8 protein-coding genes, 1 tRNA gene and 1 pseudogene are annotated in these 13,873 nt (G+C 67.4%); 2 read left to right on the top strand and 8 right to left on the bottom strand.

All coding sequences use genetic code 11. The features are described 5' to 3' along the window. The first annotated feature begins 71 nt into the window (after window positions 1–71). A protein-coding gene (locus tag M2266_RS16855) for an IS3 family transposase (protein WP_277438927.1) occupies window positions 72–1,276 on the top strand; the annotation gives its coding sequence in 2 pieces (ribosomal slippage) (window positions 72–312 and window positions 312–1,276; 1,206 coding nt in all). On the opposite strand, the gene M2266_RS16850 is transcribed toward M2266_RS16855, so the two are convergent. The 8 genes and pseudogenes from M2266_RS16850 to M2266_RS16815 all read right to left on the bottom strand — a co-directional run bounded on the left by M2266_RS16850 (window position 1,262) and on the right by M2266_RS16815 (window position 13,129). Then, window positions 1,262–2,575 carry a PE-PGRS family protein gene (locus tag M2266_RS16850; protein WP_277438926.1) on the bottom strand — a complete coding sequence of 438 codons (1,314 nt, stop codon included), beginning with the start codon at window positions 2,573–2,575 and terminating at the stop codon, window positions 1,262–1,264. The two genes, M2266_RS16855 and M2266_RS16850, sit on opposite strands and share 15 nt — an antisense overlap. A 742-nt stretch (window positions 2,576–3,317) precedes the next feature. Beyond that, window positions 3,318–8,345: an ATP-binding protein gene (locus M2266_RS16845; protein ID WP_277438925.1), complete on the bottom strand. Its 5,028-nt coding sequence runs from the start codon at window positions 8,343–8,345 to the stop codon at window positions 3,318–3,320. Window positions 8,346–8,725: 380 nt separating this feature from the next. After that, complete coding sequence (locus M2266_RS16840; protein WP_277438924.1) at window positions 8,726–9,190, bottom strand: hypothetical protein; 465 nt, start codon at window positions 9,188–9,190, stop codon at window positions 8,726–8,728. Window position 9,191: 1 nt separating this feature from the next. Beyond that, entirely contained in the window at window positions 9,192–10,097 is a 906-nt protein-coding gene (locus M2266_RS16835; RefSeq protein ID WP_277438923.1) for a nucleotide-binding protein, read from the bottom strand. Between the two features lie 189 nt (window positions 10,098–10,286). After that, window positions 10,287–10,360 (bottom strand) — tRNA-Pro (locus tag M2266_RS16830). Window positions 10,361–10,438: 78 nt separating this feature from the next. Continuing rightward, a pseudogene (locus M2266_RS16825) lies at window positions 10,439–11,388 on the bottom strand (metallophosphoesterase). After that, a complete protein-coding gene (locus M2266_RS16820; RefSeq protein WP_277438922.1) occupies window positions 11,355–12,188 on the bottom strand; it encodes an alpha-L-glutamate ligase in 834 nt (277 codons plus the stop codon). The pseudogene M2266_RS16825 and the gene M2266_RS16820 overlap by 34 nt, the downstream one beginning before the upstream one ends. Beyond that, window positions 12,185–13,129, bottom strand: coding sequence for a hypothetical protein (locus M2266_RS16815; protein ID WP_277438921.1), 945 nt, complete (start codon window positions 13,127–13,129; stop codon window positions 12,185–12,187). Before M2266_RS16815 ends, M2266_RS16820 begins: the two co-directional genes overlap by 4 nt. Window positions 13,130–13,365: 236 nt before the next feature. On the opposite strand from M2266_RS16815, the gene M2266_RS16810 reads away from it, so the two are divergent. Beyond that, window positions 13,366–13,833, top strand: coding sequence for a GatB/YqeY domain-containing protein (locus tag M2266_RS16810; RefSeq protein ID WP_277438920.1), 468 nt, complete (start codon window positions 13,366–13,368; stop codon window positions 13,831–13,833). Window positions 13,834–13,873: the final 40 nt, after the last annotated feature.

Raw genomic sequence — 13,873 nt, 5'->3', positions numbered from 1 at the left:
TCTGAGGTGACCCCCGTGGTGTGGACACACCTGACAATGGATCTTGTTGATCCTGGAAGGTGTAGATCTACGTGGCAAGGCCCTCGAAGTACAGTGCGGAGTTCCGGTCCGACGCGATCGCGTTGTGGCGGGCTTCGGCCGGCAGGCGGACGTTCAGGGACGTCGCGACCGATCTGAACGTCAACCCCGAGACGCTGCGGACCTGGGTGCGTGACGCCGACGGCCGTCCGGTCGCCTCCGGCGCGTCGCAGGACACCGAGGCCGAGCTGGCCCGGCTGCGGGCGGAGAACGCCAGGCTGGCCAAGGCGGAGAAGGAATGGCAACTCGAGCGGGAGATCCTGCGACGGGCAGCAGCGTATTTCGCGCGGGAGATGAAGTGAAGACCACCGCTTGGGACTTCGTCTCCGCCCACGCCGGGATGTTCGGCGTCAAGCGGATATGCCGGGTGCTGGAAGTCTCCCGCTCGGGCTACTACCGGTGGATCGCCGGTGCCCAGGCGCGGTCGGAGCGGCAGGGAGCCGAGGACGCCCTGGTCGCCGAGATCCGCGAGATCCATGCTGATCACCGTGGGAACTACGGCGCGCTTCGAGTCCATGCCGAACTGCGCGGCTTCGGCCACACGGTCAACCGCAAGCGGGTGGCCAGGCTGATGCGCAAGCACGGCATCATCGGCCGCCACCTGCGCAAGAAGAGGCGGACCACGGTCCCGGACCGCCGTGCGCCGCAGGTGCCGGACCTGGTCCAGCGGGACTTCACCGCCTGCACACTGGACGAGAAGTGGTGCGGCGACATCACCTACGTGCAGGTCGGAGCCGCGTGGCTCTACCTCGCTTGCGTCATCGACATCCGCTCCCGCCGGGTACTCGGATGGTCGATGGCCCCGCACATGCGGGCCGAGCTCGTCATCAACGCGCTCCAGGCCGCGGTCGCGACCCGCGGCGGCAACGTCACCGGAGTGATCTTCCACGCGGACCGCGGGTCGCAGTACACCTCGGCCGCGTTCGCCCAGGTCTGCGACCGGAACGGCATCCGCAGGAGCATGGGCAGGGTCGGCTCGAGTTACGACAATGCCCTCGCCGAGAGTTTCTGGCAGGGACTGAAGCGAGAAACGATGCACCGGAAGCTGTTCTCGACGTTCCGTCAGGTGAGGCTGGTGATCTTCCAGTGGCTCACCTACTACAACGCCCGCCGACGCCACAGCGCGCTGAACTACCTCTCCCCGATGGAGTTCGAACAGCAGCACCACAAGACAGCTAAACTTTCACTCGCAGCATGAACCCCTGTGTCCACACTCCGGGGGGCACCTCAGTTCGGCCCGATTGGCATCCACTGCCTTGATTGAAGCCACGCCGACTGCAGCCTCCCACTCCCGCTGAGCGCGCTCCCGCTGCTCGGCCTCCAGTTGACGACGCTCAGCTTCCTGCCGCTCCCGCTCCTCCTGCTGCCGGCGCTGTTCCGTTTCACGCCCGAGCCGGGCCCGCTCCTGTTCCGCTTCACGCTCAAGGCGAGCCCGCTCCTGTTCCTCGGCACGGACCTTCAGTGCCCGAAGTACCGAACCGACCTGGTCCTCAAGCGGCTTCTTGGCGGTGTCGCCCCACTCCTTCTTCCAGCCGTAGTTGTAACCCTGCTGTTGGGCGAGCTGCAGTTCCAGCTCGCCGGAGGGCTCGAACCGATGCGCCGGGGTGACCCTCTGCCAGTCATACGTGCGGCGGTCCCCCTTCTTGGGCACGTACCGGACCTGCTTCTGCCGCTCCTTGAAGCCGATCTCGTATGTCCGGCCGTGGACGGTGAGCAGTGGCCTGGGCTGCTTGCGCTTCTTTGAGACCGACATTTCCCCGTGGAGAGGAAGTACCTGCTCGGCGAGGAGGCGAAGCAGGGACAGCACTCGGGGAAGCACCTCGTCGGAGACCTCGAAAGCGCTGTGGTCCGTGGTCACGGCGGCGATGACGTCGTCCAAGTCGGTGATCACCCGGCTGCGGGCCAGCCGGATCCGATTCCACTCCGTGTCGTCCTCGCCGGTCACCCGGAGCAGCCCCAGGAAGAAATCCCCCTTGGCCCGTCCGCTGTACTTCAGGTGGTATCCGGCAGGCGCAAACTGACGTGCCGCGTCGAAAGCCCTGCGGTATCGGGCCCGCACCGCCTCGTCCGGATCAGGGATACGCAGGAAGCGCCCGGCCTGCTGCACCTCCGCGATCAGAGCCGGCCCAACGGCTACCGGAGAAGGCCGTGGCGTTTTGGCGACGCTCCGCGCAGAGGGCTTCCGCTGAGCGGCGGCCGTCGGCTCGGGGCGGTCCGATTCCGGCTGCCCAGGCTCGGGGTTCGCCGGCCGGGACTTCCGTGGTGCCGGCTCAGGCCGGTCCGGGTGATGCCCGTGCTGGAGGTAGAAGCGCCCGGCATCGGTGATCTCCGCCCGCCACTTCCCGCCCTCCTTGGGCATGACGATATGCCCGCGCTCCTTGAGGGCCTTGGCGGTGACGGCAAGTTCAGGGGTGTCTGATGTGACGGGGTCGACACCCTCCCCGATTCGGGTGAGGAGGACGAGTTGGCGATCGTTGAGCGGTGACCAACGGTGCATGTGATGGTCGTACCGTCAGAGCTCATGCCGACACAAGCTGTGCGGTGAGCTCTGCCCGTCGGTCGCTCCCTGGGAGCCGGATTCCGAAAACGGCTCCCAAACGGCTCCCAAGATCCCCCGGAAACGAGACAGGACCCAGATTCTCAGTGAGAATCTGGGCCCTGACCTGCTGCTATACCGTCGGGGTGGCGGGATTTGAACCCACGGCCGCTTCGTCCCGAATTCTCGGCGGGGCGGTTGCTGAGGTCATGTGTGCAGGTCAGAAGTGCCGCACGGGTCGCTGTCGGTCGGGCTGGTTGCTGTACTTCGCTGCTGTACTTTGCGCGCTCCCGCGGGCGGAGAGGGCGTGGCGGCGGACGATCCTTAACTGCGTGCTCGTGCGGCGAGAGACTGCGGTGCCCCTGAATCAGGTACCAAGTTCTTTGCTAGCAGGTTGGCCCGTCTGATGCAGGCAGCCCTCGTCGCCGGCGGCCAGCCGTGCACGAACGCGATAGCTCAACGAATGTTGAAACGTAGCCTCAGCTGGGTACTGACCAGTTCGAAGCCGGCGAGGTCAGGGGCACCGAACGGGTTGGGTAGCACAGTGATGGCGCGGCTGTCACGGTCGAGGACATGGGAGACGTACACGATGAAGTACGTCTCGCTCGGCTTCAGCTGGGAAGCGCGTCGTACCTCGGACTCGCCGAGAATGATCTCGCCACTGTTGCTGGTAGATGCCTTGACCTCATAGAGGTAGGTCGCGTCACCGTCGTGGATGAGGAAGTCGTAGCCGAGCCGATCGTCCCCCTGCTGCCCGCCTACGAGCCCATGGACCCGCAGGCCGGACTTCCAGGAGTCCTGTGGTTCGACGCCGAACTGCCCGTGCAGCCACACGGCTACGGCGGCCCTCGCCCGCAAGCCCCACCGCCAGGGTCCGGTCCCGGTCGGTTACGGGGGCTTGATACGAACCGCCGTGTGACCTCGTACCGGGCGACAACGAGGTACGAGGCCCCGGAACCCGTGCCGCAAGCGTCGTGGCGGACGTGGCCGAGGTGGCCTGCTGCTCTGGCGTGAGGTCGGCTGCTACCTCGCGGGCGAGCGCTGCGAGATCGTCGGGCCTCGCCGACATGGGCTGGCCATTCAGCAGCACTTGAGGGCCGGGGGCGGGCACCCCTGATCGGCCGCTGCCCGGGGATCCGCCGTTGTTTCCGGCTGGTGCCGACGGACGCGTCGCGGTCAGGCCGAGGTCCGTGCGCCGATCTGACAGCGGCATGTCCTCGGGCCAGTGGCCACGGGTTCTGAGCTGGGTGATCAACGCCTTCACGGAGAGGACCTCGAAGTCCAGCAGCCCGTCGTCGTCCAGTTCTCGGAGAACATCCTGGGCGGGTGGCAGTTCCGCACGGTGGCTTGAGAGGTGAAGCTGCTGCCATTCCTCGATCAGTGGGCGCAGCCGTGGCACCTGCTTGTGGACCGCTGTGCTGGACGCCTCGCGTACTTCGGCGAGCGGTTGCAGCGGGCGGGACGTTTGCGAAGGGGTGGGGACGTGTTTCGCCAGCCACGCGTCCGCGTGGCCCTGGAGGAGTTCGTCGGAGAGGTGCCATAGCGTCGTGTGCCAGGCCAGGTCAGGCGTAAGCGGGGAGAGGTCCCGCAGCTTTACATACCCGGATAGGGAGCGCCCGGACCGGTGAACGTCTGCATAGGAGTCTCGGATCCGTGACGCGAGTGCGGGGCGGTTCCGCTGGAGCCAGGCCGCGAACTGCCGCTCGTGCCGTTCCCTGTTGTCGATCTCGGCAAGTCCCAGTGCGCGCCATGCGCGATTGGCGTCGGCCAGCGGCACGGAGAGGGCGGTCAGTTGCCGCTCGCGGTCATCGTCCTCGAGCAGCCGTGTGAGGAGTTCTGCGTCCTGTGCGCCGATTCGGCTGGTGAGCCAGACATGGAGGGAGGCGCGGTCGGAGAAGTCCTCGGCGCTTCGACGGAGTTCCTCCGCGAGGTTGAGATCGAGGCAGGCGAGGAGGGGGACGATCCGCGCGCTGCCGGAGCGCTGCGAGGCACGCTCGGCGAGGACGGCCTGCAGTTGGTGCGGTTGGATGTCCAGGACAGCCCCGAGTTCCTCGTCGGGAACGTTGTCGGTCTTGAGTCCGCGCTCTTCGAGTTTGGTCAGCGCAGCCCACAGTCCATGTTCGAGGTAGGGGGCGCCGATGAACGCGGCCATGGCGGGAGCGGCGGCGCGGAGAATCCGCCAGCCGCTGCGTGGCCCGTTGCGCACGACGACGATGCGGGGCCTGTCGGGGTGCGGGTGCAGCAGGACGCGGTCTGCCCCGTTCTCGGTAAGGCGGTGGCCAGCGATCCAGACGATGGCCTCGTCGGCCACCGTTACGTCGCAGCGGCGCAGCAGGCCGTCCACTTCGGTCACGGCCACCGGCTCCAGACGGGAGGTGCGTTCGTCATCGAATTCCACCAGGGCAGCGACCAGGGTACGCAGCCAGGGTCCGGCGTACTCCGTCAACGGGACGCAGGGTGCGTCACAGATAGGCAGTTGGTCGGTCTGGATGTCGTGTTCGGCATCGCTGCACCGTTGGACGTCAAACGTTGTCCTCTGACCGAGAAAGGTATGGACCCGGCCGCCGAGTGCCTTGTCCCGGATCGGGATCATGGGCACGGGGACACGGTTCAGCAGGGCCTGGTTCTGGGCCCCGTCTGGATCTGGGACGAAGACCGCCTCGTCGGCCTCCGCCGGGTCGAGCGATTCAAGAATGCCAGCGCGGGTGACGAGTACCTGGCGTGGCGCGGTGAGGGTACCGGCCACGGTGCCTGTCCCAGCCCCCGGCGAAAGCAGCTGCGCCCACGCTTTCTCGTATTCCTGCCCGACCTCGTGGGCAAGTCTGCCATCCCGGAAGCGGGCGTCGGCCCGCACGAGGTCGGGCAGTTGACGGAGCCGGACGCCGGCGGTACCGGGATCGTCCCAGGCACGGATGCGGAGCAAGCCAAGCCGTACCGATAGCTTGGTGGACCGCTTGCTGCGCAGCGTAGGCGGCACGATTACGAGGAACCCGGGCGGTGGTTGTACGCCGCGCCACCACCAGGCCGTACCCGCAGTGGCGAACGTGGTCGTCCCCTGAGACGTCGTGGTCGGAATGGGCGTCTGTGGGATCCAGGGTGCGCAGGCGAGGAAGGCTGCCAGCGGGGTGGGCCACGGGGTGCCGACACGGTCGCTGTGGCGGACGAAATGCATCTCTAGCGCTCCATCGGGCCAGGCGACAGCGAGGCCGTGCACGATGAGCTCCGCGTAGAGTCGCCGGTCCTCCTCAGAGAAGGCGGCGTAGTCATCCTGGCCGGGCAGCGTGGCTGCGGAGGAGACCCGTGGATGGTATTCGACGCTGGTATAGGTGAGCTGACGTCGGTTCGGCCAGCGCTCGGCCGTGCTCCTCCACTGCGGGAGCCGCCTCGTCTGGTCTGGGGCCCAGAAACGGTTGGGCCGGTTGAGATCCTCTCCCCGGACCCCAGCCCTGAAGGTCTCGTTGCGGGGGCGAAGTCCGTGCGCCACCTGGTGCCTTTCGAGGAAGCGCCGCATCACTTCCGCGGGGATCGCGTCTCCGCACAGCTCCTCTGGGCAGACGAGGAGCTGCCCTGCCGTCTCGGCGAGGACGGATGACAGTGCCCGAACGCGCTCCAGAAACAGGGTCAGCGTGTCGTCGACCGCGGCGTGCTCTCCGGGCCAGCCCGACCCGAACATGGCCTGGCTTGCGTGCCCCCAGCCCGCCTGGGTCGGTACCTGGAGCTTCTTGAGAAGGGGCACCTTGCGGCCCTCGAGCTCCAATGCGTGGGAGACTCCGCAGACGTAGCGCAAGCATGAAAGGCGCAAAACGTCGTCCTCGCCCGTCGCACCCAACGCGGAGGCGACAACTTCGAGCACCTCGTCAGCCCCGTAGTCGTGCACGAGGTTCGCGGTCCTGAGCCACTTCTGGCCTTGGACTCTACGTTTGCGGCCTTTTCCCGACCAGGCGATGCCTTTGTGGATGAAGTGCAGGTAGTCGGAAAGCCCATCGGGCAGGGGTGGAAGTGCGCTGCCCTGGAGGACATCGCGGTCGAAGAAGACGCCTTCCCCGCCGGCTGGTGCCGTCGTCAACCGGGAGGTGATGATAATCCGCCTGCCGACCAGTGCGGACCCGTCAGGGAACGCCTGGGAGAGGTCGTAGTAGAAGTCCGCCCACCATTCTGGGTCGAAGGGGGCACGTGCCGCGGCCTCGGCGAGCCGTTCGGCCCAGGACGCGAGCCGCTCGACAGGAAGTTCGAGGCGCTTGCCCACAGCCCTGGCCAAGGGCGCTAGCCGCTTCAGCCGAGTGGAGTGCAGCTTCGGGTCGACGAGATCCGTGACCCCAACGGCGGCGACCTCCGATGAGGTGAAGACCGTGGACCCCAGCTTCCCTTCCCACAGAACGGCACGGTGCAAGGAAGTCCGTGCCTCGTGGGTCGTCCCGATCGCCGGGATGAACGGTACTTGAGCGATGCCCTGGTCTAGCCGCTCGAAAGCCGAGATCAACAGCGTCAGCGTGTCCGTCCGCCAACACATGAGGTCGACAAGCGCGCCGGGCGGAATCGGTGCCTTCCCGTCCGCCGCAGCAAGCACTGCGCGGGCGCACAGCTCGGCCACTGTGTCCAGCAGTAGGCTGTTCCACGGCACTGCCTCATTGAACGAACGGCGGTTCATCTCTGCGAAGAACGGTGCGTGGACGTACCCCCGCATGGGTGCGGGGATCTGCTCACCCATCGGCAGGAACGTGTAGAGCCGCCCATCCTCCAAGGGATCGCCGAGCGGGACCGCCACCCGTACCTCGGCTTTCTTCTCCCAAGCCGCCCAGTCGCGCCGCATCCCGCTCTTCTCTACCGACGCTGCGATCGCGTCCCGGGCACGGTTCGCGTCAGCCTTTATACCTACGACGATCAGCCGCATCCGCCGACGCAACGTAACCTGCTGCACTTTCAGACCACGGGAGTTGTGTAGGACCTCCACCTGACGGTCGAACGTCCTGCGCAGGGTCTCCCTCGCCGACCGCCACTCCAGCCGTACACGTTCCAGTCGGTCCAGGAACAGCTCGAACGGGGCCGTGTCGTCCATGAACTCCCGCAACTGCACGCCGGCAGCCGATCGGGCGTCGTCCGACTTCAACGGTAGGCGTACGACGGTCACGAAGCCCCGGCGCGCCAGACGTTGGGCGATCGGCGGTACGCTCTCCAGGTAGACAGGGACTTTCAGCGTGAGCAGGTTCTCCCTCAAGTAGGAGGAGAAAAGCTCGCGTTCGGGCGCCACCTCTCGGGCGAGTTCGTCGAAGTCGTCGAGTCGGGCGAAGCGAAATGTGAACCCATTGAGAATCCGAGACCCTTCCCGCGCCACGCTATAAACTTCGGGAGCGTCGCACAGGTGCAGCACGCTCTTGAAGCCGACGCCCTTGTGGCCGATCCCGGCATCGGCACGTTTGCTGGATAGGGCGATGCTGCAGAGCGATTTGAAGTCTTTGCTATCGAACCGTTTGCCGCCGTTGGCTACGTAAAGAGTGCCGTGCTCTCCCTCGTTCTCGTCGAACAGGATCTCGATGCGACCGTCGGTGGATCGCGCCGGGTGGGCGTCGTGCGCGTTCTGTAGCAGTTCGATGAGCACCCGGCCCTCGTATTCGGGCGAGATGATCGTCTCGGCCACGGCCTTGGCCTCGCGTGCTGCCTCGCGACCGTCGTCCCAGTCCCGCAGGCATCCCCGAACTTCAATCAGGGCCTGGTCCTGGATGCGCTTGCGCATCCCAGCTGACCTGCGCAGATGTAAGTGCTCCGCCGACGGTCGACGCCCCCCATGTGCCATACGATTTCTCCCCCTCGTGGCTCGCGGTCCGCTCTGTCGGTGATCCTACTGAGTGAGATGGGGACGCGAAGGATTTCGTCGCTAACTCTGAAACAGATGGAAGACTTCTGCCAGGGGGTGGTGACTCGACTACTGGTCGCACCGCACGCGCTCCACGTCCGATCAGACGAGCTGCGGATTGGGCCAACGGCATCTCTGTGCCTCTGGAGTTGGGAACTTCTGGCCCTTTCGGCCTCGCCGGGAATCTATTGTGCCCTGCCTGGTTACCAGGAAGGGCACAGCTATCTGCTTCCCACAGTTTCCGCTTCGATTGCCTGAGGTCAGACAGCGAAGGCTTGACCGCAGATGAGGCAGTGATACGGGCCTGACGTGTCTTCGGGGACCTTCACCGGCTCGTATGAGTGGCAGGAGGATGTCACGATGCCCATGTCGTCCGGCTCGGTGAGCGGCGCGGGTACATCTGGTGCGTCGGTGCCACCTTTGACGTCGAATTTCACATACTTGCTGCTGGCGCCCTTGAACGCGTCTCGCAGTCCTTGCTCGATCTCCCGGACGGCGGCAGGAGCGGCCACGCCCTGGGCGTAGTCGAGTTGCTCCTGCGTCCACCAGGATTCCATTCCTGCCGGCTGCCCGCACAGGGGGCAGTAGTAGGCCGTCGGAGCAGGCTGTTCCTCTGCCTCCTCGTTCGCTGGCCCGTGATGCCATTTGAACTGGCGTACACAATGCGGGCATTCTCGACGAAGAAATCCGTCGTGGTCCAAGGGCAAGGTCATCGGGAAGTCCACGTCACGCCCCGCTCACGAACTCGTCGAGCTCGACAGGTGTCCCATCGGCGGTCCTGTAGGTGATGGTGATGTTGAAGTACGAGTTCGAGCGTGACCCGAGAGAGTCCGACGACATGCGCCCCACGCGCACGGACTTGCCGGCGGGCAGCTTCGGAACGGGGAACTCGGCCTCGTTCCGTGGGACGAGCCCCACATTGGCGTCCGCGTCTATGTCTAGGTCAAACACGTCACCGGGCCCGTGGTTGGTGATCTGGATTTCGCCTAGCCTGCTCTGCCCGTTGTCGATGTACCGCGCATCCAACCGGGGCATGCCCGACGCCTGCGAAGACGGCAGTTTTCGGCCCAGCGGGAGGCCGCCCCCTGGTGGGGCGGGCGGGGTCAGATCTCCGGCATCGTGCCAGTCCGACCCGGTCAGTCTCGTGGCGCACCCTGCGGTTTTCAGACGTGTTGCAAGTTCCTGTCGCTTCCTCACACTGTTGTCGAGGCGTACGACGTGCCGGCCATGGATGTCGCTGAAGGTCTTCACCTGCCCGAGTTCCACGATGACGGTGCGGTTTTCGTCGCGGCCCATGGCCATCCCGGCCTCGAACAGCACATTCGGTCGGGGCTGCATCTGCGGGCTGCATTCGGGATCACCGGCGTACGTGAGACTCTCGTGCAGGTAGGTGACATCGTCAGGGGTCTGCAGCACGACCACCGCCTGGGCGTTGGCGAACGCAGTATCGAGGACCTCACCGATGTACGGCGAGCCCTTGCCTGTCATCTGGATGGCCTCGGACCATTCGATCGGGTCAAGGCCGATAGCGCGCAGGAACTCAAAGAGTCCCCTACGGGCAAGGTCGTTTCGTCCGTGGATCACGAACACCTTACGAGGGTCCGCGCCGCCCTCGACCACTTGGTCTGTCATGTCATGCTCACCACTCGCCATTGAGGGGCAATTGTCCCCAGTGACACTAGCGGCAGGGACTGACAGTCGGGAGGCCGACGAAGGGGGCCAGCCTCAGGTCGGCTCCCAAATGGCTCCCAAGAGGATCCCGGGAACGACTCAGGGCCCCGATCCTCGGAAGGATCAGGGCCCTGACCTGCTGCTATACCGTCGGGGTGGCGGGATTTGAACCCACGGCCTCTTCGTCCCGAACGAAGCGCGCTACCAAGCTGCGCCACACCCCGGTGCAACGAGGTTTACTTTAGCGGACCGGGAGCCGGAGACGAAATCCGGTTTCCGGCGGGGATGGCGGGGTCGCCTCGTCAGGTGGGGCGGCCGGGCTTGCGGGCGGTCAGGGTGAGGAGGCTGGCCTCCGGGGGACAGGCGAAGCGGACCGGGGTGTAGCGGTTGGCGCCGCAGCCCGCGGAGACGTGGAGGTAGGAGCGCTCGCCGGCCGCGGTGTGGGTCGAGAGGCCCTTCACGCGCTGGGTGTCCAGGTCGCAGTTGGTGACGAGGGCGCCGTAGAAGGGGATGCAGAGCTGGCCGCCGTGGGTGTGGCCGGCGAGGATCAGGGGGTAGCGGTCGGCCGCGAAGGCGTCCAGGACCCGCAGGTACGGGGCGTGGACGATGGCGAGGCTGAGGTCCGCGGCGGGGTCCGGGCCCCGCCGGCGACGGCCGCGTAGCGGTCGCGCTTGATGTGCGGGTCGTCGAGGCCGGTGAGGGCGATCTCGATGCCGTCCTCGAGCTTGAGGTGGCCGCGGGTGTTGCTCAGGCCCACCCAGCCGGCGGCATCGAACGCGTCGCGCAGGTCACCCCACGGGTTGCGGATCACGTTGTTGACCGGCTCCGACTTGCCGTTCAGCCCGTGCTGCCTGCGGGACTTCTCCAGGAGGTAGCGGCCCGGGTTCCGGAACCGGGGACCGTAGTAGTCGTTCGAGCCGAAGACGTACGCGCCGGGAAACTGCATCAGCGGCCCCAGCGCGTCCACGACCTCGGGGACGCCCTCCGGGTCGGAGAGGTTGTCACCGGTGTTGACGACCAGGTCGGGGCGCAGACCCGCCAGGGACTGCAGCCAGCGGCGCTTCCGGTTCTGGCCGGAGACCATGTGGATGTCGGAGACCTGCAGGATCCGGATCGGCCGCATCCCGGCGGGCAGCACCGGGACCTCGAAGCGGCGCAGCCTGAAGGCCCGCGGTTCGATTCCGGCCGCATAGGCCACACAGGCCGCGCCGACTGCCGTTACGCCGAGGGGAACTCCGTATCGCGCTCGCATGCGTCCATCGTCGCAGATGAGATGAGGGTCGCCAGGGCATGCGGCGCTCCGCTGTCGCCCCCGAAGCCGGGAAAGGCGTTGATGTCGACGATGAGCGGGGCTCCGGACCCGTCCGCGATGACGTCCACGCCGTAGACGTCGAGGGCGAAGGCCGTGCCCGCGCGCAGCGCCAGGTCGTGGGCTCCCGGGGGTGGGGGAGGCCGGCGCCCGGCGGTCCCCGGAGCTCCCAGGGGGGTCGGGCGCACGCCCGCGAAGACCTCGCCCGCGATCACCCAGAGCTTGTGGTCCCAGCCGTCGCCCGGCGTGAAGTCCTGGACGACCACCTGTTCGTCCGGCCACCTTTGAGCGAGTTCCCGCAGGTCAGCGGCATCGTCGACCCTCGCGACGACGTCCCCGCGCCGGTTGGCCCGGCTCTTGACGATGAACGGGTAGCCCGACGGCGGCGGGGCGGCTATTCGTGACAGGGGCACCAGGGCTCGGGTCACGGGGAAAGGGAGGCCCGCGGCCAGCGCGGTCTCCGCCATCCGGACCCGGTCCTGGCACAGCTCGGTCGCCGCGGCCGTGTTGACGACGCGCGCGCCGCGCCGTTCCAGAGTTCCAGCGAGCCGGATCGCGTGCGGCGTGTGCGACTTGAGGAGGTAGACGTCCGCGAGCTCCGTCCCCAAGTCCGAGACGGCGGCCGGGTCCGTGAAGTCGACCCGCGTGTCGTGGCGTGCCGTCAGCAGGGCTGCCGTCGCCGCCAGTAGGGCATGGTCCGGCTTGTCCGTCAGGAAGCAGACCCGGGACGGAGCGGTGGTCACGTGCCGGCCTGCGCGGGGACGAAGTCCACGGTCTCCGGACGCAGGGCGCCACGTCCGGGGTGCTGTGTCGCGCCACCCGTCCGGGCCAGGTCGAGGACGGCCCGCGCCACCCGGGCGACGGCGTCGGGCACCTTCCGGAAGCTCGGGAAGTCATTGACGTCGACGACGACCGGGCCGTCGGGCCCGAGCAGCACGTCGATCCCGTACAGGTCCAGGCCGAAGACGGCGCCGATCTCGGCCGCCAGTTCCGCCACCTCGCGGGGGAGCGGTACGAGCCGCTCGTCCACGGCGAGTTCCGGGCAGAGCGGCGAGGCCCGGACGGCCGCGAACACCTCACCGCCGACGCAGTACACCTTCAGGTCCGTCCCGGAGTTGGGCACGTAGGGCTGGGCGATGAGCAGGCCTTCGTCCTCAGGACCGGGTCCGGGTCCGGGCCCATGGGGCGTCTCGGCGTCGGGTTCCGTCAGCCGGTCCGGGCCGAGGACCAGCCGTACCCCGCGCCCCGCGCTCCCCGCCGCAGGCTTCACGACGAGCGGGAAGTGCTCTTCGGGGACCTCCGCGAAGAGTTCGGGCCGGGCTGCCGCGTACGTCACCGGCATCGGCAGGCCGTGCTGCTGCGCGATGAGGGCCGTGAGTGCCTTGTCGCGGACCGCCCGGATCGCGCGGGCGTCGTTGATCGTGGTCAGGCCGAGCGCCGCCGCGCCTTCGAGGAGGGTCAGGCCAGGGCCGCCGGAGACGGTCTTGAGGACCCAGGCGTCGTGCGCGCCCGAGCGCACCGCGGCGGAGAGCCCGGACAGTTCGGAGAACTCGGACAGCCGGATGAGGGAACCGCCGGGGCGGATGACATCCACCTGGTGTCCCCAGGCGGCCAGTTGTCCGACCACGTCGAGAGGCATGCCGTCGTGACGGTAGTGCTCCTCGACGAGGAAACAGAGCCTCATCAGGTCCCCTTGCCCCCCGGACGTCCGCCGATCCGTCCGGCAGAGCTGTGACCGAACAGGATGCCACGGGGTGGTCGGTGTTTCGCCGCGCGGGACCGGTCCGGGACATCTCCGGGACCTGGACGGTACGCGGATGGGGCGTGGATGAGATGTGGAGGGGTCTGACGGGAGCGGCCGATGGACCCCCAGCGGTTAATGTGCGGCAGCACCGCCGTACGGGTGCGAGACTCGACGGCATGACCACCACGCTCAAGCAGCGACTGCACGACGACCTCATCACGGCCATGAAGGGCCGCGACGAACTCCGCTCCGCCACGCTCCGCCTCACGCTCACCGCCATCACCAAGAAGGAGGTCGCGGGCACGACCGCCCGTGAGCTCTCCGACGACGAGGTGCTCAAGGTGATCGCCGGTGAGGCGAAGAAGCGCCGCGAGGCGGCCGAAGCCTTCGCCGCGGGCAATCGTCCCGACTCGGCGAAGCGCGAGCTGGCGGAGGGGGAGGTGCTCGACGCGTACCTGCCGAAGCAGCTCTCGGACGAGGAGCTGGTCGGCATCGTCAGCGCCGCCGTGGCCGAGGCCAGGGCGGGTGGCGCCGAGGGGCCGCGTGCCATGGGCGCGATCATGAAGATCGTGAACCCCAAGGTCGCCGGGCTCGCCGAGGGCGGCCGCGTCGCCGCCGAGGTGAAGAAGCAGCTCGCGGGCTGAAACTCGTGGGCTGAAAGCTGTAGACATGGATGAGGGGCGC

Source organism: Streptomyces sp. SPB162 (genome assembly GCF_029504575.1).
GTDB lineage: Bacteria > Actinomycetota > Actinomycetes > Streptomycetales > Streptomycetaceae > Actinacidiphila.
The sequence above is the reverse complement of the archived record's forward strand: the minus strand, read 5'-3'. Positions and strand labels throughout refer to the sequence as shown.

Bases quoted from the DNA above. Each gene is read 5' to 3' on its own strand.
- M2266_RS16835 (WP_277438923.1), bottom strand. From the start codon at position 10,097: ATGACAGACCAAGTGGTCGAGGGCGGCGCGGACCCTCGTAAGGTGTTC.
- M2266_RS16845 (WP_277438925.1), bottom strand. From the start codon at position 8,345: ATGCGCAAGCGCATCCAGGACCAGGCCCTGATTGAAGTTCGGGGATGC.
- M2266_RS16810 (WP_277438920.1), top strand. From the start codon at position 13,366: ATGACCACCACGCTCAAGCAGCGACTGCACGACGACCTCATCACGGCC.
- M2266_RS16815 (WP_277438921.1), bottom strand. From the start codon at position 13,129: ATGAGGCTCTGTTTCCTCGTCGAGGAGCACTACCGTCACGACGGCATG.
- M2266_RS16850 (WP_277438926.1), bottom strand. From the start codon at position 2,575: ATGCACCGTTGGTCACCGCTCAACGATCGCCAACTCGTCCTCCTCACC.